Genomic DNA, 25,655 nt, shown 5'->3' with positions numbered 1-25,655 from the left:
AACCGATGAAGACTGAACAACTGCGCACTCTGCAAACCCTGCGGGTGCTGCGGGAACAACGGGCGGCCAGCCAGTTGGCGGCGCAGCAGCAACGCTGCGCGCAAACCCACGGCGCCCTGACTGATGCCAAGGAGCAATTGCGCCTGCACCGCGAAGCCGTTGCCCGTGAGGCCGGCGAGATTTACGCCTCACTCACAGAGGGCTTGTCGGTGGCCAGTTGGCAGGCCGCCCAGGATCGCCTGCGGGGCTTGTCCGACGATGAGCGCTTGCTTGAGGGCGACGTCACCCACGTGTCCAGCACCCTGCAAACCCAGGAGCGCGAGCGTGAGCTGTTTCGCCAGGAACGCCTGAGCCGCCAGCGCCAGTCCGATGCCTGGCAAAGCCTGTTGGACGGGCGTGAAAGCTGCGAGCGGGTCGCCGGTGAGTTGCGTGAAGAACAAGGGCTCGGCACATGATCGTCGCCCTTGCCGACCCGTTGGGCCCCTGGCTCGAACACCACGACCCGGCGCTGCTCACCGTGCATAACCAGCTGCACCGCCGGCGCCATGCGTGGCAGGGCCGTTGTGCCGGGCAGGACTTGAGCGTCGCCTGGGCCGCCGATCCCCAGCCGCTGAAATCGCCTCGGGATGTGCAGCTGTTGCTCGGCCAGTCGCCGGTGCGCCTGCGTCTGTCCGCCGCCGCTGTGGAGCAAGTGCTGGTGCCGCTGGCGTTGCAGTTCGACGCGCAGGTGCTGCCGTCATTGCCACGTTCGCTGTTGCTGGAGCTGGCCGTGCTGGATCTGATCGAGCGCCTCGAACCGTTGCTCGGCCACCCCGTGCAGTTGCTCGAAGCCAGTGACGAGGCGCGGTCTTACCCCGTGCACCTAGCGCTGACATTGACCTTCGGCAACACCCCGCCAATGGCCGCCCAGCTCGACCTGAGCGAAAGCGCTGCGTTCCTGGTGGCGCAGTTGCTGGAGCAACACGGCCAGGTCCAAGCCGACCCGTTACCCGCGCTGCGCCAGACACTCTCGGTGCTCACCGGGCAGCAATGGCTGAGCCTCGGTGAGTTGCGCAGCCTGCAGCCCGGCGATGTGCTGATGCTCGAAGCCGGCAGCGGACTGCTGCTGGACCTTGAGGGCCGCCTGCAAGCCCGCTGCCGACGCGACGGCTCATCGCTGCAGCTACAGGAACCTTTGAAATCGCCCCTTTTGGACATGGAGAACACAATGACTGATGTCGATGCCGCCGCGGCCCTGGACGATTTGCCCCTCAAGCTGGTGTGCCAGGTCGGCAGCCTGGAACTGACCCTGGCGCAACTGCGGGAGTTGGGCGCGGGCAGCCTGCTGCAACTGAATACGCCGACGGTGGATGGCGTGGACCTGATGGTCAACGGCCGCCGCGTCGGCCAGGGCCAACTGGTGAAAATCGGTGACGGCCTGGGTGTGCGCCTGCTGAGTTTCGCCACCCCATGACCGGTTATCAGCCGAACCTGATCGAGATCATCCTGGTGGTTGCCACCATCGGGTTGATCCCGTTGGCGGTGGTGACCCTTACCGGCTTCATGAAAATCTCGGTGGTGCTGTTCCTGATCCGCAACGCCCTGGGCGTGCAGCAAACGCCGCCGAACCTGGTGCTGTACGGCATCGCGCTGATTCTCTCGGTGTACGTCACTACGCCGTTGATTGGCGACATGTACCGCCAGGTGGAAGGGCGCGACCTGAACATCGAACACGTCGAGCAACTCAAGGACCTTGGCGACGCCTTGCGCCCGCCGTTACAGGCGCACCTGGCGCGGTTTGCCAATGAGTCCGAGCGCGGCTTTTTCGTGCAGGCCACCGAGACCATCTGGTCGCCGGAAGCCCGTGCCGACCTGCGGGATGACGACTTGGTGGTGCTGATCCCGGCGTTCGTCAGCTCAGAGCTGACCCGGGCCTTCGAGATCGGGTTCCTGTTGTATATCCCGTTCCTGGTGGTGGATTTGCTGGTGTCCAACGTGTTGATGGCGATGGGCATGTCGATGGTCTCGCCGAACCTGATTTCGATCCCGCTGAAAATCTTCCTGTTCGTGTCATTGAGCGGCTGGTCGCGCCTGATGCACGGTTTGATTCTGAGTTACGGCTGAGGCACGACCCATGGGCCAGGACGTTTTCCTGTCATTGATGAAACAGGCACTGATGACCGTGCTGATGCTCTCCGCGCCAGCGCTCGGGGTGGCGATTATCGTCGGCTTGAGTGTGGGCCTGTTCCAGGCGCTGACCCAGATCCAGGACCAGACCTTGCCCCAGGTAGTGAAGCTTGTGGCGGTGCTGCTGACCATCGTATTCCTGGGGCCGGTGCTGGCCGGGCAAGTGGCGGAACTCGGCAGCCAGGTGCTGGATAACTTCCCGTTGTGGACGCGCTGACCGCCCATGGATGCCAGCCTTACCGCACAGTTTCTCGAAGTCGCCTACCCGGTGATCAGCTCGGCTTCGCTGGCGGCCTGCCGGGCCATGGGCGTGGTAGTGATCACCCCGGCGTTCAACCGCCTCGGGCTCACCGGGATGATTCGCGGCTGCGTCGCCGTGGCGATTTCGATCCCGATGTTCATGCCGGTGTTCGACGCCATGACCTCGATGCCCAACCACGGCAGCCTGTTTATCGCCGGATTGCTGATCAAGGAATTCCTGATCGGCATCCTGATCGGCCTGTTGTTCGGCATACCGTTCTGGGCGGCGGAAGTGGCGGGGGAGTTGATCGACCTGCAGCGCGGCTCGACCATGGCGCAACTGGTGGACCCGTTATCCACCGGGGAATCAAGTGTGATGTCCACGTTGCTGACGGTGATGTTGATCACGCTGTTCTTCATGTCCGGCGGTTTTATCCTGATGGTCGACGGCTATTACCACAGCTACCAATTGTGGCCGGTCACCGCGTTCACCCCGGTATTTGCCAGCTCCGCGTTGCTGGCGGTGCTGTCGATCCTTGACCAGATCATGCGCGTCGGGGTGCTGATGGTGTCGCCGCTGATCATCTCGCTGCTGGTCACCGACCTGATGCTGGCGTACCTGTCGCGCATGGCGCCGAACCTGCATATTTTCGACCTGTCGCTGCCGGTGAAAAACCTGTTTTTCTCGATCCTGATGGTGATCTACATCGGCTTCCTGATTCCATTGATGCTGGACCAACTGGCAGAGTTTCGCGGCACCGTGGAGCTGCTGAAAACGCTGGCGGGCATGGAGTAACGCATGGGCGATACCAGCGAAGAAAAATCCCAGCCGGCCACGGACAAAAAGCTCAAGGACGCGCGCAAAAAAGGCCAGGTCGCCAAGAGCCAGGACCTGGTCTCGGGCATGGTCATCCTGTTTTGCACCCTGTGCATCTCAATCCTCGCGCCACGGGCCCAGGCCCAGGTCACCGCGCTGATCGACCTGACCGCGCAGATCTACATCGAACCCTTCGCCACGGTGTGGCCACGGGTGCTGGACCACGCCGAGCAACTGGTGATCGGCATCACTTTGCCGGTGATGGCGGTGACCACCGGGGTGGTAATCCTGACCAATATCATCACCATGCGCGGCTTTGTGTTTTCCGTGGAGCCTATCAAGCCGGAGTTCAAGCGCATCAACCCGGCGGAAGGCTTCAAGAAGCTGTTCGCCTTGCGCAACTTTGTGGAGTTCATCAAGGGCCTGATCAAGGTGCATGTGCTGGCCGTAGCGTTCTACGTGGTGGGGCGGCACGCGTTGCAGGCGTTGATGGAGTCGTCGCGGTGTGGCGCGGGGTGTATCGAGTCGACGTTTTTCCTGGTGCTCAAGCCGCTGGTGTTTACTGTACTGGCGGCCTTCATCCTGGTGGGCGGGGTAGACGTGTTGATGCAACGCTGGCTGTTTGGCCGCGACATGAAAATGACCCGCAGCGAGACCAAGCGTGAGCGCAAGGATATCGATGGCGACCCGCTGATCAAGAGCGAGCGGCGGCGCCAGCGCCAGGAGATGCAGGCGCTGGCCACCAAGCTGGGGCTGGGCCGGGCTTCGATGATGATCGGCACCACCGACGGCTGGGTAATCGGTGTGCGCTATGTGCGTGGGGAAACGCCGGTGCCGGTGGTGGTGTGCCGGGCTTCGCCGGAGGAGGCGTTGGGGATGTTGCAGGAGGCGTTCGACCTGGGCATACCGCAGGCGCCAGACAAAAACCTGGCGGAGGCAATTGCCAGGAAGACAGTACCGGGGGACCCGGTACCGGATGCTTCGTTTCAGGCGGTGGCGGATTGGTTGGTGGCGGCGCGGTTGATTTAGGTCGAGCGTAAGTCTCTGGAACCGATCCAAAGTTAGTCGCCACAGAGTGACAGCCCTCTGCCTCTGCGTTTTCTTGAAGGAGTGCAGAGCGGGAATGTCGAACAATCCAGGAAAACAAACTCATGGCAGAAATCCACCGTCACTTCACGTCTAATGCTCATAGCGCGCAACTCAACAGTCAGGTCCTGCATGCCCAGCGTCCCCCTGCGGATCCCTATAAACGGCTGTCGGATTCTGACTTGGCGTTGGCGCTTGATAAAAATTTCGATGCGTTCAGGCCCTCGGGTACGTCCTATGCAACGTCGGGGAAAATTCGTGAAGTGGCGCAGCGCCAACTGACAGGAAATCCCCAGCAGGACAACCTGACGATGCTGGCCAGGCAGGTAGTCGAGCGCGACCACGTAATGAACGAGCTGGATACGGTGGACCATCGAAGCAATGCACCACGAGATGGCCGTATTGGCCGGTGGAATCCGAAGTTGGCCGCCGAAAAGTTGTCCAAGTCCACGCCCGGCTGCCCACCTCCACACCCTCAACCTTGCCGTCCCGACCCGTGCCATGCGTCGCCTATAAATATTTATGACCGGATGTCCGACTCCAGCGTGGCGCTGGCTTTTGGCAATAACTACAAGGCGTTTGGCAAACCGGAAAATGGCGTGGCCGACGTTGAGCAGATCTACAACATTGCGGGGCGTCAGCTGTCTGGCAACTGGGCAGAGGACAACATGACGTTGCTTGCCCGAGAAATCGTCAAGCGGCCTCATGTGAGCCACGCGTTGGACTCCATCGATGACAACGGCAGGCAGGACGGCATTATCGGTTATCGCAATGCTCAACTGACATCCGCTCACCTGGCGCGCCGCTAAGCACACCGCCCTGGTACTGAACCCCTGTGGAGCCGTTCAGCTACACAGGGTTTTTACCTTGTGTCAGGGCGATCAGGGCTTGTCTACATCATGATACTCACCGCCATACCCATCCCCCACGCGCCAGATGATGTCGTGGTTCTCATTGGTCCATTCCGACGGTTTCAGTGAGTATTTGTAGTCCTCTGAATTGCGGTTGTTCCCGTCGCCGATAAAGTCCGGATGGTCCCGCCGATGATCGCCGCCACGGATGCTCGAGCGTGCATCCCACTCTTCCTTGCGGAAATCAAAAATACTCTGGTCCTGCGGCGCATCCCGCTGGCCCCAGTCGGACAGGTACGTCTGCAACCACACATACGCCTCATCCCCGTTGGGCTTGAGCAGCCCGTCCTGCTTGAAGTCCTGGATCTGGTTCCAGTTCTGCATCGAGATCTTGTGCAGTTTGTGGGACTGCACGGTGCTCAGGATCGCCCCGACAAACGACAGCGCGCCGGAAATCAAAAAGCCCACCGGCCCCAGGAACGGAATGATCCGCCCGGTTACCCCCAGGGTGGTGAGCACGCCGCCGCCAGCCGCTACCAGGCTGCTGACGCCACCGGCCATGGACAGTGAACCGGAGGCGATTTTCACCGGGTCTTTCTCGCGCACTCCATCACGCAAGGTAAACGCCGCCTGGACCACACTGATCACGCCGCCCGCCACGTCGGTGGCCATGCCGATCACCTTGATCGCGCTGCTGGCGAACTTCGCGCCAAACCCGGCACCTGCCACGCCGCCGCGGCTGGCGATGCCTTTTTCGATACCTTCCTGGACCTTCTTCGCGCCTTCGTCGCTCCAGCCGCCACTGTTGAGGGCCTTGCCCACGTCCTTGCCGTCGTCCATGGCCTGGTCGACGATGTCGAAGTACTTCTTTTGCACCGCCTCGGCGTCCTTGGGCAGCGCGTGGTATCCCTCGCCGGGCTTGGCCCACAGGTCGGGCAAGGAACGGTCGAAGCCCATCAGTTTGTAGGCGTTGGTGCCGCGCAACTTGTCGTAGACCTTCAAGCCCAGCGTGGCGAAGTGTGAGCCGGTACCGAGGAAGCCAAGGAAGTCGTTGGCGATGCCCAGGCGCTTCATCGGCGTATCCGCCAGCTTGCCGCCCTGGCCCGCGAGTTGGTAGACGATCCGGCCCATGCCGATCGCCCCGCCCACCGAGCCGAGTACGCCGTTGTCCTTGAGGAAGTTGAGGTTCTTCACGAAGGAGCTGCGGTTCTCTTCGCTGAGGCCCGGCATGATTTCCTTGCTCACCGCCTTGTCGATGTCGCTGAAGCTGATCACGCCGTTTTTCTGCCAGGTATCGCCGAGGGAAATCATCGCCTTGCCGAAGTCGGCGGCGGCGTTTTTGTCCTTGAGCAATTGGTCGACGAATTTCGAATACACCCCCAGCGCCTGGCGCGGCAGGCCGTCGGCGCCGCCCTTGAGCATCGACAGGATCGCCATGGTGTTGTCGGTGGTGGCCAGGGCGGTATTGTCGTCGGAAATCTTGGTGGGATCGTCCATCAGCTTTTCAACGGCATCGGTGTAGCCGTCGATTTGCAGGTTTTGCAGGAAGTTGTCGGCCTTGGCCGGGTCGATGTCGGCGAGGGCGGTGTAGGCGGTCTGGATTTCCTGGGTGGCCAGTTCGGTCTTGCCGCCGTCCTGCAAGGACTTGATGTACTTGGTGAAATTCTCCGAGGAGGTGCTGTCGATCAGTTTCTGCCGGGTCTCGTCGACCTTGGCCTGGCCGCCGTCGACCTTGCCCAGGGCCGCGTCGTGGTTGGCCTTGATGTCGTGCTGGATGGTCGAGTCGCCCAGCAGGTCGTTGATGGTCTGGTCGATGGCCTTGGTGTCGAAGATGTTGTCGCGCACGTCCCGCGAGGTCACGTCAATGGGTGTGGTGGCAATGCCCTGGTTGCCGAAACCGTGCTCGGGAATGATCGACATGCCGTTGTCGGCCATGCTCCGGGCTTCCACCGCTCGCAGGAACTTGGCGCGCGGATCGTCCTTGCCGATGCTGCCGTCCTTGACCCCGGCGCGGTAGCTGTCCACCAGGGTTTTCATTGACAGGTCCTGCACCGACAGCGGGTTGCCGCTTTCATCTTTTTCGGTGGTGGTCAGGTTGTCGACGGACACATCCTTGAGGGGCGGCAGGCCGTTGTCGGTGCGCAGCTTGTCGACGTCGGTGGTCTGCGCGGCGATGTCGCTGCGGTAGCTGGAAATCTGCTCGAACAGCTGTGGGTTGCTGTCTTCCGACACCACGATTTTCTCTTCGCTGCCCCCCGGCTTGTGCTGGGTGAAGGCGATCAGGCCGGGGCCATAATCACCGGCACCGCCAACGCTCATGATGTCCTCGGTGGAGGGCAGGTACGCGTCCGGGCCGGCGAGGGTATAACCGTCGCCCTTGGCCTTTTCGATGCCGGCCAGGGTTTGGCCCTTGGTGGTGTAGGCGGCGAAGGCTTCGGGGGTGATGTCCTTGGACACCACCAGCAATTTGCCGTCGACCTGGTTGACCACGAGGATGCCGTCCATGGGCGCGTCGACCTTGCTGATGTCCCCCATCTTCAGGCTGGCTTCGTCCTTGCGCAGCAGCGCCTGGCCGGGCAGGGACTGGGCGTTCTTGATGTAGTCGAAGGCTTGCGAACCTTCACTGGCGTGCACGGCGTGGAGGAAGTTGTAGAACGTCCCGCCGGCATTGGGGTTGGGATTACTGAGATCGGCGCCGGGTTGCGGCAGGTCGGCTTCGGACTTGCTGATCATGTACTTGTGGCCCTGGTGTTCAAACAGGATCACCCCGGCGCTGCTGTCTTCGGACACCACTTTCAACTGACTGAAATCGAGGTCTCCCGGCAGGCTGGTGACTGCTTCATAACCCTTGGTCTTGCCGTCATTCAGAGCCTGCTTGGTCACCCCAGCCTGGGTGTAGGTGCTGAACGCTTGAGGCGTAAGCAATTCGGAGATGACCAGGGTCTTGCCGTTTTCCAGGCTCACCTTGAGGATGCCGTCTTCGGCCTTGCCCACGGATTTGATATTGGCCAGGCGTACGCCGTCGCCGTCTTCGCGCAGCAGTTGCTGGTCGGGGTTCTTCAGGCTTTCGACGATGGCCTTGCCGGCCGGGGTGCCCTGGGTTTCGGCCAGGGTCTGGAGGAAGGTGTACAACGGCGTGCCTTCGTCGGGACCGCCCTGGTTGACCGGGGCCACGGCATGGCCGAAGCGCAGGTTTTTCAGCACGTCGAACCCGTCCTGGGCGTTGGTCGCGCCCTCGGCGCTGATCTTGTATTTGGCGCCGTCCTGTTCGAAGTAGATCACCCCGGCGTCTTTGTCCTGGGAGATGACCTTGAGCTTGTCGATATCGAGTTTGCCCGGCAGGGCGGTGACTTCCTTGTAGTCCTCGGGCTTAAGGGTTTTGTCGCCCGGTCCGCTGCTGGCCAGGACTTTGGCTTTGTTCAGGACGGCGTCGAAAACGCGCTCGGGAGCGTTGGGTTGATCGACGCGGGGCGACGTGGATTTTTCGGGACGGGTGATCATCGGTTCAGTCCATGTGAGGGGGCGCACGAGGACTCGATCTTAGGGGCTGAAAGCGGGTAAAAGCGGGTTTGTTGGCAACAAGTCACAAGCTTTCACGGGTGTGAAATTCACGTCCCGGGGCAGCGCGTCTCCATCACGTTGGACAACGCATCGCCTGCCGGGCGCAACTGCGCCTGCAGGCATTCGGTGCGGGGCGAGCGCCCCTGGGTACTCACATGCTCCATGAAGGCGCTGATGCGTGTCGGGTCATAGCGGGTGCGCCGGGGGCTGACAAACCAGCCGCGACGGTTTTCCCGATACACCAGGCCTTCGGCTTCCAGCTGCTGCAAGGCTTGGCGCAAGGTGCCCACGAGTACCTTACTCAAAGCGGAACGAAGCCCCATAGGCTGAGGCTGGCAGGCGATCACTGCCCTCGGCGCCGAGGCGGGAACGTAGGGTGCCGGTCTGTGGTGTGGTGCGATACAGGCCGCGTTTTTGCAGAGCCGGGATCACCAGCTCGACAAAGTCATTCAGCGAGCCAGGGCTGATCAACGGGTTGAGCATGTAGCCACTGGTACCGGAGATTCTGGCGTGTTCCTCAATTTTTTCCGCCACCTGCTCCGGGGTGCCCACCAGGATCAAATCGCTGCCCCGCGTCACGTTGGCGAAGCGCTGTCTGACCTCGCCGGCCGTCAACGGTTTGCCGCTGCCATCGGGTTTCATCACATAGGAGGTCATGCCTTCGGTGTGGGTGGACAGCGCTTCATTGTCGGCGTAGCGGCTGATATCGATGCCGGTGTCGCCCGCGTAGCTCACCAACTGCGCTTGCAGGTGGTAGTTGCTTTGCAGGGTGTCGTATTTCTGTTGGGCCTCGATGGCGGTGGGGGCGGTGACGATGCGCAGCACGGTCAGGGACTTGACGTCTTGTTGCCTGCGTCCGCGGGCTTCGGCCTGGCGCCAGATATCTTCGAGCCCCTGGCGTATTTCCTGCGGGTTGGATTTGGCGATGAACACCAGCTCCGCATGCTTGGCCGCGAACTGCCGGCCACGGCCCGACCAACCCGCCTGGATCAGCAGCGGCGTGCGTTGCGGCGAGGGTGACGTGAGGTGCGGCCCGGCCACCCGGTAATGTTCGCCGGCATGCTGGATCGGCCGTACGCGCGAGCCATCGGCATAGGAGCGGGCGAGTTTGTCGGCGAGCACGGCGTCATCCGCCCAACTGCCTTCCCAGAGCTTGTACACCACGTCGAGAAACTCTTCGGCGCGCTCGTAGCGGTCGTCGTGCTTGATCATCTGCTCCAGGCCGAAGTTGCGTGCGGCGCTGGAGAGGTAGGAGGTGACGATATTCCAGCCGATACGCCCATCGGACAGATGGTCCAGGGTGCTGAAGCGCCGAGCATGGGTGAACGGGTGTTCGTAGGAGGTGCTGACTGTGACGCCAAACGCGAGTTTCTCGGTCAGCGCCACCAGTGCCGGGATGATGGTCAGCGGGTCATTGGCGGGGGCTTCCACCGCCCATTTCAACGCCGCCGCTTCGGAGCTGCCGAACACATCGTAGAAACCCAGTACATCACCGAAGAACATCAAGTCGAGGTTGGCTTCATCGGCCGTGCGGGCCAGGTTCGACCAGTACTTGAGGGTGTTGATACCCAGCCGCTCATCCGCCGGGTGGGTCCACAGGCTGGGCGCGCCGCCGCAGCCGACACTGGCTTGTTCGTACAGGCCGAATAACAACGGGGTTGGATCAGACATGATGCTTCCTGCAAATAAAAAGAGGTTATCGGCCGTGAAGGTAGGCCTTGCCGTAGTGCCGCTCCAGGCGGGCCTGAATCAGTTCCAGGCCAATGGACAGCAGCCAGTAGATGACGGCGGCGGTGGTGAGCATTTCGATGTAGCGGTACGACGAGCGCCCGTAGGACTGCGCGAGGAACATCACTTCCCAGACGCCCATGACCGACACCAGCGAGGAGTCCTTGAGCATCGAAATGAACTGGCTGGTGGTCGGTGGAATGATGGTGCGCATCGCCTGGGGCAACACGATTTGCCAGAACGTCACCGTGGGGCCCATGCCCAGCGCGGCTGCAGCGTTACGCTGGCCCTGGGAAACACCGATGATGCCCGCGCGAAAGATCTCGCTCAGGTAGGCCCCGTAGTTCAACGACAGGGCAATGATCCCGGCACTGATGGCGCCCGGCACCACGCCCAGTTGCGGCAGGCCGAGGTAGATCAGCAGAATCTGGATCAGCAGCGGCGTGCCGCGAAAGAACGAGGCATAGAAACTGGCGATGCCGAATGCCACCGCGCTGTTCGACAAGCGCGCCAGGGCCGTCGCAAAGCCCAGGGCCAGGGACAGCCAGATCGAGCAGAAACACAGGAACAGTGTCAGCGCCGCGCCCTGCAGGAAACCGTTGGGCGACAGGTGCAGGCCTACCAGGTTTTGCCACTTGGCCGCGACGATCGCAAACTTCAGGTCGAAGCTCATGAACAAAGCGGCGAACAGACACAGCATCACGCCCCAGGTCAGCCACAGGCGTACCTGGAAGGACAGCCACTGGCGTTTGACGGGCGGTGGTTTCACCACAGTGGGCGGGGTGGGAAAAACACTCATTGGGTGATGTCTGCGCCGATCCATTTCTGGGAAATCTTCGTCAGCGTGCCGTCGCTTTTCAGGTCGGCCAGCACTTGGGTCAGCCTGGCGTCCCACTGTGGGTCGCCTTTTTCGGTGGCGACCACGTTGGGCTCGCTGTACAGCTGTTTGCCGACGACCTTGAAGCGTGGGTCGTGCTTGATCCGTTCATTGGCGGTCACCAGGTTGGTGAGCATTGCATCCAGGCGTTTGCCGGTGCCCAGTGCGAGGTCCTGGAAGGCCACGATTTCATTGTCGTACGGCACGGCTTGAATCTGGCTGAACGGGTAGTCGATGGGCGTGTTGGCGCCTTCAATCACCAGGTCTTTGTTCAGGTAGGCTTCGTAGGTCGAGGCACTGCCCACGCCGACTTTTTTCCCGGAAAGGTCACTGGCCGAGTGGATGGAAGACTCATCAGCGTTGACCACGATGACCGCCGGCGAGGCGTAATACTCGACAGGGAAGTTGAACACTTGCCCGCGGGCGGCACTGGGGGTCATGGAGCAGATGCACACGTCATAACGGCCTTGCCAGCGACCGGCGGCGATCACTTCCCAGGACGGTGTTTCCAGTTTCAAGGTGACGCCGAGCTTGTCCGCGACGGCCTTGGCGACATCCACGTCGAAGCCATCCAGCTGGTTTTGTTCATTGAGAAAAGAGAAGGGCGGATAGTTCTCCATCAGTACGCCGACCAACTGTTTGGATTGCGTGATGCGATCCAGTGTGGCTCCGGCGAACACCGTCGGGCTTGCCACTAACAGGGACAGGCCCAGGGTCACGACAGTACGTAAGTTCATAAATATGCCCATGGGATTTTTTATATTTAAACGCGATAAGGGCTTTATGTTTAATGATTTTATGTACTGTAAACCGCTGTTTTAGTTATATGTTTTCCCAACTGTTGGCCTGGCAACAGTTGGGAAATAAACACCATGTTCATGCTTTACCGACACCATCGCTTGCTACCCCAACCTGCAGTCTCGTGAGGGGCGTGATGTGTGCCGGGATCGCTCAGCTTCAGCCGCTTTTAGCTGCGCCAGACGGGAACAAGATGCTCATCAATCATCCAGTGACCCTCGCCAGGCCGGATACAGGTCCCACCGATCCAGCGTTCCTGGCTGGCGTGGTCCGGCCAGTAAGCCTTGCCGTTCAGAACCTGGCGACCCAGCGCAGTCAACGCCAACAAACGTTGAGGCCACGGCAGTTGAGTCTCGGACTCGATCAACAGCGGATTACCGCCATCAATCAGTGGCCGCATCAGCGCATGGAACATCATGTCCCCCAGGTAAGGCAGCGGTTCGCGCTTGCCCATCAACTCGGCAAACACCCTGCCAAACGGCACAGGCCCGGCCTCATCCACGTAGTGCAGGGACAGGCGCTCGGTCAGTGACAAACCGTCCCGCACACCCGGTAACTCCTGCAACTGCCGACGCAACGCCAGGGCCAGGAAGGGCAGGGCTGTATGGTTGTCCCGGGCCAGTTCCGCCAGCTTGACCGGCGAACTGTCGCAGTACGCCAGCCAGGCCTGTCGCGCCAGCTTCAGCATGTCCTCATCGACCCGCCGACGCTGTGGCCACAGCCACGCCAACACTTCAGGCGCCAGTTGGCCAATGCCGATAAAGCGTTGCACGCCGGGGACACGGTCGACCTCGATCAGCTCGAGCTTTTCAGGCAAACGCTCAAGCCCTGCCAGCGCCCGAATCAGGAACAACTGATCGTAAGCATCCGCCTCACACCACAACACGCTATGACCGGTGTTGGCCAGTTGCTCAAGATGCTTGTATTCGTCTGCATGTCGGCGGGACACCTCGGCCTCGTCCATTGCAAATACCTGGCTGATATAGCGGCTGCGAACGGCTTGGTATTGCTCGGCTGGCAGGTCCTGGACCGGGCCCATGCACAGCGGATCAATCAGCATCCGAAAGTGCCCCTTGAACCCCGCCACACCCAGGCTGTGGGCAATGTCATTGCCGCAGCGCCAGTGGGTGGTGCGGGCCTCGTCGCTGGCCTCGAAACCCGGATGGCGGGCGGCAAAATCCACTGCATCTATGTGTGCTTTGAGTTTGGGCCAACTAGGGAAACCGAGTTCCTTGGCGATCAGCCATTGAGCATCGGATAAGGTGGGCGTAACGGCGGCATCGGGGCTTTTCAGGCGGCGCAACAGCTCCTTGGCGCGCTTGCGTTGCTGCTCAAGGTTGATACGGCCGTTAGTGGACGAGAATGCTTGCGACATACGATCTCCTTGCACAAACCTTGTCCGCTTTAAGGTTGGGAGTCGTAGAAATGTGATATTCAGTCAAGGTCTTGGGCGCAGCCCTTTCCGCGGATGGTGGCGTAGATGGCGCCAGGCGGGAAATATAGGCAGTGCAATGATTGATTGCAAGCCGCGCGGTGGATAGCGCGGCTGAGTTGAGCAGGAGAGCGAAATGAAAGTTGGTGTGATTTCCGATACCCACGGCTTGCTCCGTGCCGAGGCCCTGGCGGCCCTGGAAGGCTGCGAGCAGATTGTTCACGCCGGGGATATCGGTAGCCCTGAAATTCTTGAGCTGCTGGCCTCGATCGCAACGTTGCACGTGGTGCGCGGCAACAACGACCTGGATGCCGCCTGGGCAGAGCATCTGGCGGATCGCCTGGATTTCGAGCTGAATGGCTGGCGGGCACTGCTGGTGCATGACATCGCCGATGTGCCGAAGGAGCTGGATCCGGGTATCAGGCTGGTGATCACAGGTCACTCTCACAAGCCATTGATCGAGTGGCGCGGCGAGCGGTTGTTTCTCAATCCCGGCAGTGCAGGGCGGCGCCGTTTCAAGTTGCCGGTGACCCTGGCGCTGCTTGAGGTGCAGGAGAAATCGCTCAAGCCACGCCTGGTGTCGCTTGAGCCCAAGCGCTGAAGCACCTGTGGCGAGGGGGCTTGTTGTGGCGAGGGAGCTTGCTCCCGCTGGGATGCGAAGCGGCCCCAATAAAGTCACTGCGATACACCTGAAAAAACACCGTTAATTTCTKGGGGCTGCTGCGCAGCCCAGCGGGAGCAAGCTCCCTCGCCACGGGGGACGTACCCTGTCTTACCATTGCGCATAAATCAGGAACAAGGATCATCAAGTCCATGAGCGTATTAGTAGAAACCCGTGCGCTCACGCGTATGGACGAGCGCCGTCAGCTTCAACTGCTGCACCCTACGGATTTCCAGTTGCACCGTGCCGACCGCATCTCCATTACCGGCTCATCCGGTTCCGGCAAAAGCGTATTCCTTAGGGCACTTGCCTTGCTCGACGCGCCCACCTCAGGGGACATTTTCTGGCACGGGCAACCCATCGCCAACGCGCAAATCCCGCAGTACCGCAGCCGTATCAGCTACCTCTCCCAACGCCCGGCACTGATCGAAGGCTCGGTGGAGGACAACTTGCGTTTCCCCTACAGCCTCAAGGCCCTGCACCACCTGAGTTTCGATCCGGATGCGGTCAAGGCACTGCTGGCCCACGCGGGAAAAGAGCCTGGCTTCCTGGCAAAAAATGCCGGCGATTTATCCGGCGGTGAGTCCCAGGTGGTTTCGCTGATCCGTACCCTGCAACTCAATCCCGATGTACTGCTGCTGGACGAACCCACCGCCGCCCTCGACCCGGCGTCATCCCGAGACGTCGAGGCGTTGATCAACGCCTGGGCCGAAGCGGATAACGACCACGCCTACATCTGGGTGTCCCATGATCTTGAGCAGGCACAACGCATGAGCACCACTCGCCTGCATATGGACGCTGGCGTGCTGACGGGAGCCGTGCAGCCATGAACTATCACGACCTTACGGCACTGGACATGGCCATTGCCGCCTCGCTGATTTTGATCAACGGCGCGCTGTCGCTGCTGTTGCGCCTGGGCCTGGAACGTCAGCTGTTCTGGGCCGCCGTGCGCACGGTGGTGCAACTGCTGGCGATTGGTTACCTGCTGGGCTGGGTGTTCGAGTTCGCCTACTGGTACGTGGTGTTGCCGCTGATGTGCCTGATGACTCTGATCGCCGGGCTCTCGGCCGCCGGGCGCGGCAAGCGGACCTACGCCGGCCAGCGGGCCGACAGCATTGTGTCGGTGTGGGGCAGTTCGTGGTTGGTGACGGCCATCGGCTTGTTCGCGATCATCCGGATTCACCCGTGGTACGAGCCGCAGTATGCGATTCCGATCCTTGGCATGATTCTTGGCAATACGCTCACGGGCGTGTCCTTGGGCATTGAGCGCATGACCCAGGAATTGACCTCGGGGCGCAACACCATCGAGATGATCCTGGCCCTGGGTGGCTCACGTTGGGAAGCGGCGCAGGATGCGATTCGCCAGGCGGTGCGGGCGGGGATGATCCCGACTCTGAACCAGATGACGGTGGTGGGGATTGTCAGCCTGCCGGGCATGATGACCGGCCAGGTGCTGGCGGGAGAAAGCCCGGTGGACGCGGTGCGTTATCAGATCGTGATTATGTTTTTGATCGCTGCGGCGTCGGCGCTGGGCACGGTAGGTGCGGTGTTGCTTACCTACCGTCGGTTGTTTTCTCCGGGGCATCGGTTCTTGCGCTACCGGCTTGAAGAGCGGGTGTGACCTTGATGGTGAGGGGGTAGCATTTTTTAGGCGGGAACTGTGTACATATCCGTTGCTGCGGTAACGGCTGCTTAGGGTTCCGCTCTTACAGCGGGTCACTTTTGAAAAGCGCAAAAGTAACCAAAACGCTCTGCCCCGCCTGTCGGCGCCTCGCCTAGGCTCGGCGTTCCCTCACTCCGGCATTACTCCGCGGGCCGCCGCGACGGGCCATCCATGGCCCGGCGCGGCTAAACCGGCGTCCTGCCGGTTTACCCGCTCCGCAATACCTGCGTTCGGCCTCGGGCTGAATGGGGCAGTCAGATCAAAATCAAAAGCAAGAGCACAGCGGCCTACCGGCCGGCTTGAGTGTTAAGAGCGAAAGCAGGGCTGCTTTCCTGTAGGAGCGAGCTTGCTCGCGAAAAACCTGAGAACGCCGCGTTGAATCAGGATGCTCGCGTCATCGTTAACGACCTTCGCGAGCAAGCCCGCTCCCACATTTGGACCGTGCCCGCTTGAGCTTTTGATTTGGCTGTTGCTTCACCACACTCAAGCCGGCCGGTAGGCCGCTGTGCCCTTGATCTGCTGTTGATCTTGATCTTAGGCGCCCCGTTAAACCACGCTGGCCGAACGCAGGCTTTGGAGCGTGGGTAACCCGGCAGGACGCCGGGTTAGCCGCGCTGGGCCAAGGATGGCCCATCGCGGCGGCCCACGGTCCAAAGCCGGAGTGAGGGCACACCGAGCCCAAGCGAGGTGCCGAGTGGTGGGGCAAGAGCGTTTTGCTTACTTTTGCGCTTTTCAAAAGTGAGCCGCTGTAAGAGCGGAACCATAAGCAGCCGTTACCCAAATAACGGATATACACCCGGTCCATCTCCACCAACCCACTTCCTCAGCCCTAACAGCTCCGTAGATATCTGTCAGCTCCCACAGCTTCACCTGTCCTTGCGCAAATAAGGCGCTGACACGCCCCCGTGGAGCGACTGGAACGACTCCTTGCTCCACTCAGGTCAGCGCGTAGACCACCATGGGAGCCGTTCCAGTCCGGTTCAATCACCCACACCGAAATCCAGCTGCACCTTCATCGCCCGGCTCTTGTCCGCCGCCAGTTCAAATGCCTGCACCGCCTCGCTGTATGGCACGGTGTGGGAGATTACCGGGCGCACATCAATCACCTGGCGATTCAGCAAATCCACCGCCTGGGCGAACTCCGAATGGAAGCGGAAGGTGCCCCGCAAGTCGATCTCACGGCTCACCAGCATATTCAGCGGAAGCGAGACTTCGCCGCCCAGGCCAACGGTCACCAGCACGCTGCGCGGGGCCATGCATTCCAGGCCGTTGCGCAGGGCCTGGGCGCTGCCGGAGACTTCGAACATCACGTCGAAGTAGCCTTTTTCGGCGGTATAGCGCTTCAACGCGTCGGCGTCTTCCGCCAGGTTATGGGTACGGCTGGCACCCATTTTCTCGGCGCAGGCCAACGGCCCGGCGGCCAGGTCCACGGCGACGATTTCTCCCGCACCCGCTGCCCGCAGGCTGCCGATCAACAGGTTGCCGATAGGGCCGCAGCCGGTCACCAGCACACGCTTGCCGAAGATCGCCCCGGCGCGCTGGATCGCATGCAAACCCACGGACAACGGTTCGGCCATCGCACCTTCGGCGAGGCTGACGTGATCGGCCAACAGGTGCGCCTGTTGCGTCTCGATCACCAGGGACTGTTGAAACGCGCCTTGCACGTGGGGGAAGGGCATCGCACTGCCGTAAAAGCGCATGTTCAGGCAATGGTTCGGCAGCCCTTGATGGCAATAACGGCAACCCCCGCAAGGCCGCGATGGCGAGACCGACAAGCGTTGGCCGACCTTGAACGGGCCGCCCTCACTGCCCACGGCATCGATCACCGCCGACACTTCATGGCCCAGCACCATCGGCTCGCGCAGGCGCACTGTGCCAAAACCCCCGTGCTGGTAGTAATGCAGGTCCGAGCCGCAAATTCCGCCCCGGGCAATGCGCACCCGTAACTGGTCGGGGCCGAGGGTGTGAGGTTCGGTTTGCGGTTCTATCCGCAGGTCTTTCGAGGCATGGCAGACGATAGCGTGCATGAATTCTCCGGGTTACAGCGAGGCGGTGATGCCACCGTCCACGTACAGGATATGACCGTTGACGAAACTCGCCGCGTCGCTGGCAAGGAACACCGCAGCGCCCGCCAGTTCGGCGACGTCGCCCCAGCGCCGGCTCGGCGTGCGTTGCACCAGCCAGTCACTGAACTCGGGGTTGGCCACCAGGTTGGCGTTCAGTTCAGTCTTGAAATAGCCGGGGCCGATGCCATTGATCGTCAGCCCGTGTGGGCCCCAATCGATGGCCATGCCTTTGGTGAGCATCTTCAACGCACCTTTGCTGGCGGCATACGGGGCGATGCCCGGGCGCCCCAGTTCGCTTTGCACCGAGCAGATATTGATGATGCGCCCACGCTTGCGCGGGATCATCGCCCGGGCCACGGCCTGGCCGACAAGGAAGGCGCTGTCGAGGTTGGTGCTCATCAACTCGCGCCAGTGGGTTTCGCTGTAATCCTCAAGCGGTCCGCGCCGCTGCATGCCGGCGTTATTCACGAGGATTTCCAGCGGGCCCAGGCGCTCTTCGATATCCGCCACGGCGGCCAGCACCGCCGCGCCGTCGGTGACGTCGAATGCCTGGGTGTGCACCTCCAGGCCTTCCGCCGCCAGCAACGCGGCACTGTCACGCAAGGTGCTGCGGTTGCGCCCGTTGAGCACCACCCGCGCGCCGGCCTGAGCCAGGCCACGGGCGATGGCCAGGCCGATACCGGCGCTGGAGCCGGTGATCAAGGCCAGGCGGCCATCGAGGCGGAAGCTGTCTAAAACGCTTTGCATGGATCAATCTCCGGAGGCTGCGACAGTGATCAACCCTAACAATCCGAGTACGGGGCGCCGTCCTTATTGTTATAGGCCAAACCCTGTCATATCGTGCATGACGGGCCTTACTTCACCGCAGCACGGGTTCAGCGTCCAATTTTCATTTGTGATCCCGTGATCAAAAACCGTGATAACAGGAGCCTTCTGATGGAACTCAAGCACCTACGCGCCTTTGTCGTGCTCGCCCAGGAACTGCATTTCGGCCGGGCAGCGGCGCAGCTGTCGATCGTGCAACCGGCGCTGAGCATGCAGATCAAGCTGCTCGAAAGCGGCCTGGGCGTGCGCCTGCTCGACCGCAACCGGCACTCGGTGACGTTGACCGAAGCCGGGCGGGTGTTTTTGCCGGAAGCCCAGGCCACGCTGCACCAGGCCGCCCGCGCCGCCGATGCCGCCCGTGCGTCGAACCGTGGGGAAATCGGCCGAGTGCGCCTGGGATTTGTCTCCTCGGTGTTGCCGGAATTGCTGCCGGGGTTGATTCGCGCGGTGCATCAGCGCTACCCGCGAATTGAACTGGAACTCAAGGACATGCCCGGCCCGGATCAGGCGGCGGCGTTGAAAAACGGCCAGCTGGATTTCGGCCTGATGCGTTTACCGGCGGCCTATCTCGGCGTGCAGACCCGCGCGGTGTTGCAAGAAAGTTTTGTGGTTGCCTTGCCCGCGGATCATCCGTTGGCATCGCAGCAATCAATACAACCGGCGGATTTGCTCAAAGTCCCGGTTTTTATCCTGGCCCGACGGTATGCCCCGGGGTTCTATGACGAGTTCGTCCAGGCCGTGGGCGTGCCCCTGGAGATCGCCTCTGAACTCGGCGAATTCACCACCATGCTGGCGCTGGTCTCGGCCGGGTTGGGTGTGGGGGTGTTGCCGCAGCAGGCGGCCCGGGCGTTGCCGGCCAATTGTGTATCCAGGCACCTGGAATTGGGAGCGTTCAGGGCCAGGACCGGCCTGGCCTGGACCAAACTCGACAGCGCAGTGAAAACCACCGTGTTCAACCTGATCTGCGAGTTGTTTGGTGAATGATTGTTTCATCCGGTGAAATGCTGGATTGTAAAAACTGGCTATTCTGCTGCGTGCCGTAGCGGCGGAAGATAGCGCCATCGACACGATTACCGGGTCGAGTCCCTGGCACATCGCGGAGCCTGTCATGATCAAACTGTACCGTTACCCCTTGTCTGGCCATTCCCATCGGGTCGAGCTGATGCTGTCGCTGCTGGGCGTGCCCGCCGAACTGGTGCTGGTGGACCTGAAGCAAGGCGCACATAAAGCCCCTGAGTTCCTCGCTACCCTCAACAGCTTCGGCCAGGTGCCGGTGATCGATGACGACGGTGTGGTGCTGGCGGATTCCAACGCGATCCTGGTGTACCTCGCCGGTAAATACGGCAACACCCAGTGGCTGCCGACCGAGCCTTTGGCGTTGGCCCGTGTGCAGCGTTGGCTTTCGGCGGCTGCGGGCCCGCTGCATACAGGGCCGGCTGCGGCGCGATTGGTGACGGTATTTGGTGCCGCACTCGATGCCGAGGCGACCATCAGCCGTTCCCATGCGTTCCTCAACGTGGTGGAGCAACAGTTGCGACAGGGCCGTTTTCTCACCGGTGACCTGCCGACGATTGCCGATATCGCGCACTACACCTACATCGCCCATGCGCCGGAAGGTAACGTCTCGCTGGACGACTATCCGCAGGTTCGCGCCTGGCTGGGCAGTATCGAGGCGCTGCCGGGTTTTGTCGGTATGCAACGCACCGCCGTGGGCCTGGCGAAGGCTTGAAGACTTTGTGGCGAGGGAGCTTGCTCCCGCTGGGCTGCGTAGCGGCCCCAAAATCCTGGGAGCGCTGCGCGCTCCAGCGGGAGCAAGCTCCCTCGCCACAACGCTCCCAAGCCACTGGTTTGGTGTACTACATTCGATTAAGGGGGCTCATGGACCGTTTCCAGGAAATGCAGATTTTCCTCGCAGTTGCCGAAGAGCAGGGTTTTGCCGCGGCGGCCCGGCGCCTGAAAATCTCGCCCCCCAGTGTGACCCGCGCGGTTGCCGCGATGGAAGCGCGTATCGGCACGCAGTTGCTCTCGCGCACTACCCGCAGCCTGCACCTGAGCGAGGCAGGCCAGCGTTACCTTGACGATTGCCGGCGCATCCTCGCCGAACTGACCGAGGCCGAAGAGGCGGCGGCCGGCAGCTTCTCGATCCCGTGGGGGCACCTGACGGTCACCGCGCCCGTGTTGTTTGGTGAGTTGTTCGTCGCACCGATCCTGGGGGAGTACCTGGACCAGTTTGCCCAGGTCAGCATCAACGCCTTGCTGGTGGACCGTGTGGTCAATATGACCGACGAAGGTGTCGACGTGGCCGTGCGCATCGGGCATTTGCAGGAAAACGGCCAGCAGGCGATCAAGGTCGGCGAAGTGCGCCGCGTGGTATGCGCCGCGCCGGCTTACCTTGAGCGGCACGGTCGGCCACTGCATCCCGGGCAACTGCGGGAGGCGAAGATTGTCACCTCGTCTTCCAGCCAGTTGGTCAGCGAATGGCAGTTCAGGGAGGGCAGCCAGCCATTGAGCGTGGCCGTTGAGCCACGCCTGGTGGTCACCGCCAACAACGCGGCAATCAACCTGGCGCGCCTGGGCTGGGGCGTCACGCGGGTGCTGTCTTATCAGGTAGCCAGCGATGTGCGTGCAGGCGCACTGGAAATCATCCTGCAAGACTTCGAGCCGCCGGCATTACCGATCCAGGTGGTGTTCCAGAACAGCGCCCGGGTGCCGGCGAAAATCAATACCTTCGTGGACTTTCTGGTCAGTCGGCTCGGGCAGGACGCCGCGCTCAACCCCGCGATAAAGCGGCCTGCCTGATGGACCGCTATCGCGACATGCAGATTTTCCAGGCGCTGGCCCGACAGCCGAGCCTTGCTGCGGCAGCCCGCTGCCTGGGCGTCTCGGGGCCCACAGTGATTCGTGCGATTGACCGGCTGGAGGCGCGCTTGCGGGTGCCATTGGTTCAGCGCAGCACCCGGGGTATTCGCCTCACCGAAGCCGGAGTGACGTTCATGGCGGACTGTTCGCGGATCCTTGACGGCGTGAGCGCCGCCGAAGCGTCTGCCAAGGGCGCGCATGCGCAGGCCGAGGGCAATCTGCGGGTGTTTTTTCCGTTCTTGTTCAGCCGTTATGTGATGGCCCCGCTATTGGCCGACTACCTGGATCTCTATCCCGGGGTCCGGGTGTTTGCCCACTACTACGATCACTATCCGAACCTGAATGAAGACGGTCTGGACGTGGCAATCCTGGTGGGAGAGTTGCCCGGTTCATCCCTGATTGCGCGGCCCGTGGGTCATGTACGCAACATCGTCTGCGCCAGCCCTGGCTATCTGCGTGCCCATGGCGAACCGCTGCAACCCGAAGCGCTCAAACAGCATCGACTGGTCGCCAGCCAAGCTTATTCGGACTGGGTGCAATGGGATTTCCAGGCCTCCAGCATCAAGGCCCGCGCGCGTCTCGGTTGCACCACCGTGCAGGGCGCGATCAATGCGGCGGTGCAGGGCGCAGGGTTGATCCGGTGCTTGAGTTATCCGGTCCACGATCACCTGGCGAGCGGCGAACTGCGTCGGGTATTGCAGGCCCATGAACCGCCGCCGCTGCCGGTGCATGTGGTCTACCGCGAAGGGCGCAACGCTTCGATGCGAGTGCGCAGTTTTGTTGATTTCAGTGTGGCGGCTTTGCGTGAACATCCGGCGTTTCATCCACCGAGGGCTTGATCATGAATTACCAGGACGCGTCCCCCGTCTCGCCATGGCATGCCGGCGAGCGGCAATTGCAGCAAAGTGCCGGCGTGGCCGAGCGCATGGAGGTGATCGGCGCGAAGGTCATACGGGATCACTTGCCGGAGCAGCATCGGGCGTTTTATGAGTTGTTGCCCTATCTGGTGGTGGGCGCCGTGGATGATCAGGGGCTTGCGTGGGCCACGCTGCTGGAGGGGGCGCCGGGGTTTGTGTATTCGCCCGACCCCTACAGCTTGCGTATCGACAGCCTGCCTGCGGTGGCTGATCCCGCCGGGGCGGGGCTGAAGAAAGGTGCGGCGGTGGGGCTGTTGGGCATTGATCTGAATACGCGGCGGCGCAACCGTATGAATGGGGTTGTGGGGACGGCTGGCGCTGATGGTTTTGCGGTGGACGTGGTGCACACCTTTGGCAATTGTCCGAAGTACATCCAGTTGCGTGCAGTGGACCCGGGTGTTCGGGGGCAGCGTTCTGCTGAAGGTGCGGTGCAGAGGGCCAACTCGCTCGATGAGTCTGCCCGAGCGCTGATTCGTAGCGCGGATACGTTCTTCGTCGCCAGTTATGTGGACCTGGAGGGGGATGCGGCCAAGCGTTCGGTGGACGTTTCGCACCGGGGTGGCGACCGTGGGTTTGTGCGGGTGGACGGGGACGTGCTGACGATTCCCGATTTTACCGGCAACTCGTTTTTCAACACCTTGGGCAATTTGCAGCTCAACCCGGTTGCCGGGTTGTTGTTTGTGGATTTTGCCACGGGTGATGTGTTGCAGGTTGCCGGGCGTGCCGAGGTGATTCTTGAAGGGCCAGAGGTGACGGCGTTCCAGGGCGCCGAGCGGTTATGGCGGGTGACCGTGGAGCATGTGGTTCGGCGGGAGGCGGCGCTGGCGCTGCGTTGGCAGTTCGAAGCGTTTTCGCCCTACAGTCTGTCATTGGGACCTTGGAGAACCTGAGAGGTGCTGGCGAGCCACTCGTGCGACTGAGTTAAAACTCAATTGCGCGGGAGGCGGTGTTTGGTGCCGGGGAATGACGCAATACTCCGTCGGGATTTTGCCTGCCCAATGATGGGCTGTCCCGAGGTTTTCCAATGAATGCACCAAGCCGCCTTGCGCTGCTGATCACTGCCACTGCTGCCCTGAGCGCCTGTGGCGAATCCTCCAAACTGCCGTTTCAGGCCGGGGTAGGGCCAAGCCCGCAACTGCCCGGACCTACCGAATCGCTGATCCCGACACTCAAGGTGTCCAAGGCAGTTGGTTGGCCAGGCGATGCCCAACCGACGGCGCCGGAAGGGTTTGCGGTGTCGGCGTTGGCCGAGAACCTGGACCATCCACGCTGGGTGTACACCTTGCCCAATGGCGACGTATTGGTCGCCGAGAGTAACCATCCACCCATGCCTGAAGGCGCCACGGATGGCGGCACCGGCCTGCTCGCTTGGGCGCGTCGTACGGCGATGGGGTTTGTGATGGGGCGGGTGGGTGCCGACACGCCGAGTGCAGACCGAATCACGCTGCTGCGGGATGCCGATGGTGATGGGCATGCCGAGGTGAAGAGCGTGTTTCTGACTGGGCTGACGTCGCCGTTTGGCATGGCGTTGGTGGGTGATGCGTTGTATATCGGCAATGCCGATGCGGTGGTCAAGGTGCCTTACGTCCCGGGCCAGACTCACATCGATGCCACGCCGGTGAAGGTCACCGATCTGCCGGCCGGGATCAATCATCACTGGACCAAAAACGTTCTGGCCAATCCTGAGGGCACCAAGCTTTATGTGACCGTGGGCTCCAACAGTAATGTGGGTGAGAACGGGCTTGCGGCCGAGGACGGGCGTGCGGCGATCTGGGAGTTGGATCTTGCCAGTGGTCAGAAGCGTCTGTTCGCCAGTGGGTTGCGCAATCCCAATGGGCTGGCGTGGAAGCCTGGTTCCTCGCAATTGTGGACGGTGGTGAATGAGCGCGATGAGATCGGCAGCGATCTGGTGCCGGATTATCTGACTTCGGTGCGGGAGGGCGCTTTTTACGGTTGGCCTTGGAGTTATTACGGGGCCCATGTTGATACGCGGGTTCAGCCGCCGCGTCCAGACAAGGTTGCCCAGGCTATCGCGCCGGACTACGCCCTTGGAACTCACGTGGCGCCGTTGGGGTTGACCTTTTCGGATGCGCGGGGGATGCCGGCGGGGTTCGCCGATGGGGTGTTTGTGGGGGAGCATGGGTCTTGGAACCGTAATCCGCAGGCGGGGTACAAGGTGGTGTTTGTGCCGTTCCGGGATGGTAAGCCTTCGGGTCAGCCTGTTGACTTTCTGACAGGTTTTTTGAATGGTGATGGAGAGGCTCAGGGTCGGCCGGTAGGTGTGACGCTGGACGGGCAGGGTGCTTTGCTGGTGGCGGATGATGTGGGGAACAAGGTGTGGCGGGTGGCGCGGGTGAAGCCTTAGGGGTTTGCTGATGTTGGGGGCATATCCGTTATTTGGGTCAGGGCCGCGTATGGTTCCGCTCTTACAGCGGCTCACTTTTGAAAAGCGCAAAAGTAAGCAAAACGCTCTTGCCCCACCACTCGGCACCTCGCCTAGGCTCGGTGTGCCCTCACTCCGGCTTTGGAGCGTGGGCCGCCGCGATGGGCCATCCTTGGCCCAGCGCGGCTAACCCGGCGTCCTGCCGGGTTACCCACGCTCCAAAGCCTGCGTTCGGCCAGCGTGGTTTAACGGGGCGCCTAAGATCAAGATCAAAAGCAGATCAAGGGCACAGCGGCCTACCGGCCGGCTTGAGTGTGGTGAAGCAACAGCAACAGCAAAATCAGAAGCTAAAGCGGGCACGGTCCAAATGTGGGAGCGGGCTTGCTCGCGAAGGTCGTTAACGATGACGCGGGCATTCTGGATGAACGCGGCGGTCTCAGGTTTTTCGCGAGCAAGCCCGCTCCCACAGAAAAGCAGCCCTGCTTTCGCTCTGGATCTTGCCTCTGCTTCTAACACTCAAGCCGGCCGGTAGGCCGCTGTGCTCTTGCTTTTGATCTGCTTGTGATCTTGATCTGCAGGCCCCGTCAACCACGATGGCCGCAAGTAGGCACGGTGGAGCGGGTAAATCGGCAGGGAAGCCGATTTAGCCGCGCCGGGCCATGGATGGCCCGTCGCGGCGGCCCGCGGAGCCGTGCCGGAGTGCGGGCATGCCGAGCCCAGGCGAG

General features: G+C 61.7%; 23 protein-coding genes and 1 pseudogene. 16 read left to right on the top strand and 8 right to left on the bottom strand.

The features are described 5' to 3' along the window. Window positions 1-5 precede the first annotated feature (5 nt). From AU074_RS07280 to AU074_RS33085, 7 genes are all read left to right on the top strand, one after another. Window positions 6-455, top strand: a complete 450-nt coding sequence (locus AU074_RS07280; protein WP_076014143.1) for a hypothetical protein — start codon at window positions 6-8, stop codon at window positions 453-455. Beyond that, window positions 452-1,453, top strand: a complete 1,002-nt coding sequence (gene sctQ / locus AU074_RS07275; RefSeq protein ID WP_076014142.1) for a type III secretion system cytoplasmic ring protein SctQ — start codon at window positions 452-454, stop codon at window positions 1,451-1,453. The genes AU074_RS07280 and sctQ overlap by 4 nt, the downstream gene beginning before the upstream one ends. Next, entirely contained in the window at window positions 1,450-2,103 is a 654-nt protein-coding gene (gene sctR, locus AU074_RS07270; RefSeq protein WP_003208316.1) for a type III secretion system export apparatus subunit SctR, read from the top strand. The genes sctQ and sctR overlap by 4 nt, the downstream gene beginning before the upstream one ends. Window positions 2,104-2,113: 10 nt before the next feature. Next, the gene (gene sctS, locus AU074_RS07265) at window positions 2,114-2,383 is read left to right on the top strand and encodes a type III secretion system export apparatus subunit SctS (protein WP_003208314.1); all 270 of its coding nucleotides are present in this window, start codon (window positions 2,114-2,116) and stop codon (window positions 2,381-2,383) included. A 6-nt stretch (window positions 2,384-2,389) separates the two neighbouring features. Continuing rightward, window positions 2,390-3,202 carry a type III secretion system export apparatus subunit SctT gene (gene sctT, locus AU074_RS07260; protein ID WP_003208312.1) on the top strand — a complete coding sequence of 271 codons (813 nt, stop codon included), beginning with the start codon at window positions 2,390-2,392 and terminating at the stop codon, window positions 3,200-3,202. A 3-nt stretch (window positions 3,203-3,205) separates the two neighbouring features. Further along, window positions 3,206-4,252, top strand: a complete 1,047-nt coding sequence (locus AU074_RS07255; RefSeq protein WP_076014141.1) for an EscU/YscU/HrcU family type III secretion system export apparatus switch protein — start codon at window positions 3,206-3,208, stop codon at window positions 4,250-4,252. A gap of 122 nt (window positions 4,253-4,374) precedes the next feature. After that, window positions 4,375-5,118 carry a hypothetical protein gene (locus tag AU074_RS33085; RefSeq protein WP_143503548.1) on the top strand — a complete coding sequence of 248 codons (744 nt, stop codon included), beginning with the start codon at window positions 4,375-4,377 and terminating at the stop codon, window positions 5,116-5,118. Window positions 5,119-5,190: 72 nt separating this feature from the next. Here the strand turns inward: AU074_RS33085 and AU074_RS07245 are convergent, their stop codons facing one another. The 6 genes and pseudogenes from AU074_RS07245 to AU074_RS07220 all read right to left on the bottom strand — a co-directional run bounded on the left by AU074_RS07245 (window position 5,191) and on the right by AU074_RS07220 (window position 13,499). Next, window positions 5,191-8,661, bottom strand: coding sequence for a hypothetical protein (locus AU074_RS07245; RefSeq protein ID WP_076014139.1), 3,471 nt, complete (start codon window positions 8,659-8,661; stop codon window positions 5,191-5,193). A gap of 131 nt (window positions 8,662-8,792) precedes the next feature. After that, window positions 8,793-9,005: pseudogene (locus tag AU074_RS07240) on the bottom strand (GntR family transcriptional regulator); the annotation flags it as partial. A gap of 13 nt (window positions 9,006-9,018) precedes the next feature. Then, window positions 9,019-10,392, bottom strand: coding sequence for an LLM class flavin-dependent oxidoreductase (locus AU074_RS07235; protein WP_076014138.1), 1,374 nt, complete (start codon window positions 10,390-10,392; stop codon window positions 9,019-9,021). Between the two features lie 25 nt (window positions 10,393-10,417). Beyond that, window positions 10,418-11,248, bottom strand: coding sequence for an amino acid ABC transporter permease (locus AU074_RS07230; RefSeq protein ID WP_076014137.1), 831 nt, complete (start codon window positions 11,246-11,248; stop codon window positions 10,418-10,420). Beyond that, entirely contained in the window at window positions 11,245-12,063 is an 819-nt protein-coding gene (locus AU074_RS07225) for an ABC transporter substrate-binding protein (RefSeq protein ID WP_076014136.1), read from the bottom strand. Before AU074_RS07225 ends, AU074_RS07230 begins: the two co-directional genes overlap by 4 nt. 230 nt (window positions 12,064-12,293) lie before the next feature. Then, on the bottom strand, window positions 12,294-13,499 hold the full coding sequence (locus AU074_RS07220; RefSeq protein ID WP_076014135.1) for a DUF1835 domain-containing protein: 1,206 nt from the start codon (window positions 13,497-13,499) through the stop codon (window positions 12,294-12,296). Window positions 13,500-13,692: 193 nt separating this feature from the next. Between AU074_RS07220 and AU074_RS07215 the strand changes: the two genes are divergently transcribed. The 3 genes from AU074_RS07215 (at window position 13,693) to fetB (ending at window position 15,838) form a co-directional block, all read left to right on the top strand. After that, window positions 13,693-14,157, top strand: a complete 465-nt coding sequence (locus AU074_RS07215) for a metallophosphoesterase family protein (protein WP_076014134.1) — start codon at window positions 13,693-13,695, stop codon at window positions 14,155-14,157. Between the two features lie 212 nt (window positions 14,158-14,369). Beyond that, complete coding sequence (locus AU074_RS07210; protein ID WP_076014133.1) at window positions 14,370-15,047, top strand: ATP-binding cassette domain-containing protein; 678 nt, start codon at window positions 14,370-14,372, stop codon at window positions 15,045-15,047. Further along, complete coding sequence (gene fetB / locus AU074_RS07205; RefSeq protein WP_076014132.1) at window positions 15,044-15,838, top strand: iron export ABC transporter permease subunit FetB; 795 nt, start codon at window positions 15,044-15,046, stop codon at window positions 15,836-15,838. The genes AU074_RS07210 and fetB overlap by 4 nt, the downstream gene beginning before the upstream one ends. A gap of 1,022 nt (window positions 15,839-16,860) precedes the next feature. Here the strand turns inward: fetB and AU074_RS07195 are convergent. Next, window positions 16,861-17,907: an L-idonate 5-dehydrogenase gene (locus AU074_RS07195; RefSeq protein ID WP_076014131.1), complete on the bottom strand. Its 1,047-nt coding sequence runs from the start codon at window positions 17,905-17,907 to the stop codon at window positions 16,861-16,863. Window positions 17,908-17,919: 12 nt separating this feature from the next. Further along, window positions 17,920-18,693 (bottom strand): glucose 1-dehydrogenase, encoded by a 774-nt coding sequence (locus tag AU074_RS07190; RefSeq protein WP_076014130.1) that lies wholly within the window; start codon window positions 18,691-18,693, stop codon window positions 17,920-17,922. Window positions 18,694-18,882: 189 nt separating this feature from the next. Between AU074_RS07190 and AU074_RS07185 the strand changes: the two genes are divergently transcribed. The 6 genes from AU074_RS07185 (at window position 18,883) to AU074_RS07160 (ending at window position 24,912) form a co-directional block, all read left to right on the top strand. Beyond that, complete coding sequence (locus tag AU074_RS07185) at window positions 18,883-19,755, top strand: LysR family transcriptional regulator (RefSeq protein ID WP_076014129.1); 873 nt, start codon at window positions 18,883-18,885, stop codon at window positions 19,753-19,755. A gap of 124 nt (window positions 19,756-19,879) precedes the next feature. Then, on the top strand, window positions 19,880-20,500 hold the full coding sequence (locus AU074_RS07180) for a glutathione S-transferase family protein (RefSeq protein ID WP_076014128.1): 621 nt from the start codon (window positions 19,880-19,882) through the stop codon (window positions 20,498-20,500). A gap of 149 nt (window positions 20,501-20,649) precedes the next feature. Continuing rightward, entirely contained in the window at window positions 20,650-21,570 is a 921-nt protein-coding gene (locus tag AU074_RS07175; RefSeq protein ID WP_076014127.1) for a LysR family transcriptional regulator, read from the top strand. After that, the gene (locus tag AU074_RS07170) at window positions 21,570-22,469 is read left to right on the top strand and encodes a LysR family transcriptional regulator (protein ID WP_076014126.1); all 900 of its coding nucleotides are present in this window, start codon (window positions 21,570-21,572) and stop codon (window positions 22,467-22,469) included. The genes AU074_RS07175 and AU074_RS07170 overlap by 1 nt, the downstream gene beginning before the upstream one ends. Window positions 22,470-22,471: 2 nt before the next feature. Then, a complete protein-coding gene (locus AU074_RS07165) occupies window positions 22,472-23,437 on the top strand; it encodes a pyridoxamine 5'-phosphate oxidase family protein (protein WP_076014125.1) in 966 nt (321 codons plus the stop codon). A gap of 134 nt (window positions 23,438-23,571) precedes the next feature. Then, window positions 23,572-24,912 (top strand): sorbosone dehydrogenase family protein, encoded by a 1,341-nt coding sequence (locus AU074_RS07160; RefSeq protein WP_076014124.1) that lies wholly within the window; start codon window positions 23,572-23,574, stop codon window positions 24,910-24,912. Window positions 24,913-25,655 lie beyond the last annotated feature (743 nt).

It is taken from the genome of Pseudomonas sp. ATCC PTA-122608 (assembly GCF_001952855.1).
Taxonomy (GTDB): domain Bacteria; phylum Pseudomonadota; class Gammaproteobacteria; order Pseudomonadales; family Pseudomonadaceae; genus Aquipseudomonas.
This window is presented reverse-complemented; position numbering and strand designations above follow the sequence as displayed.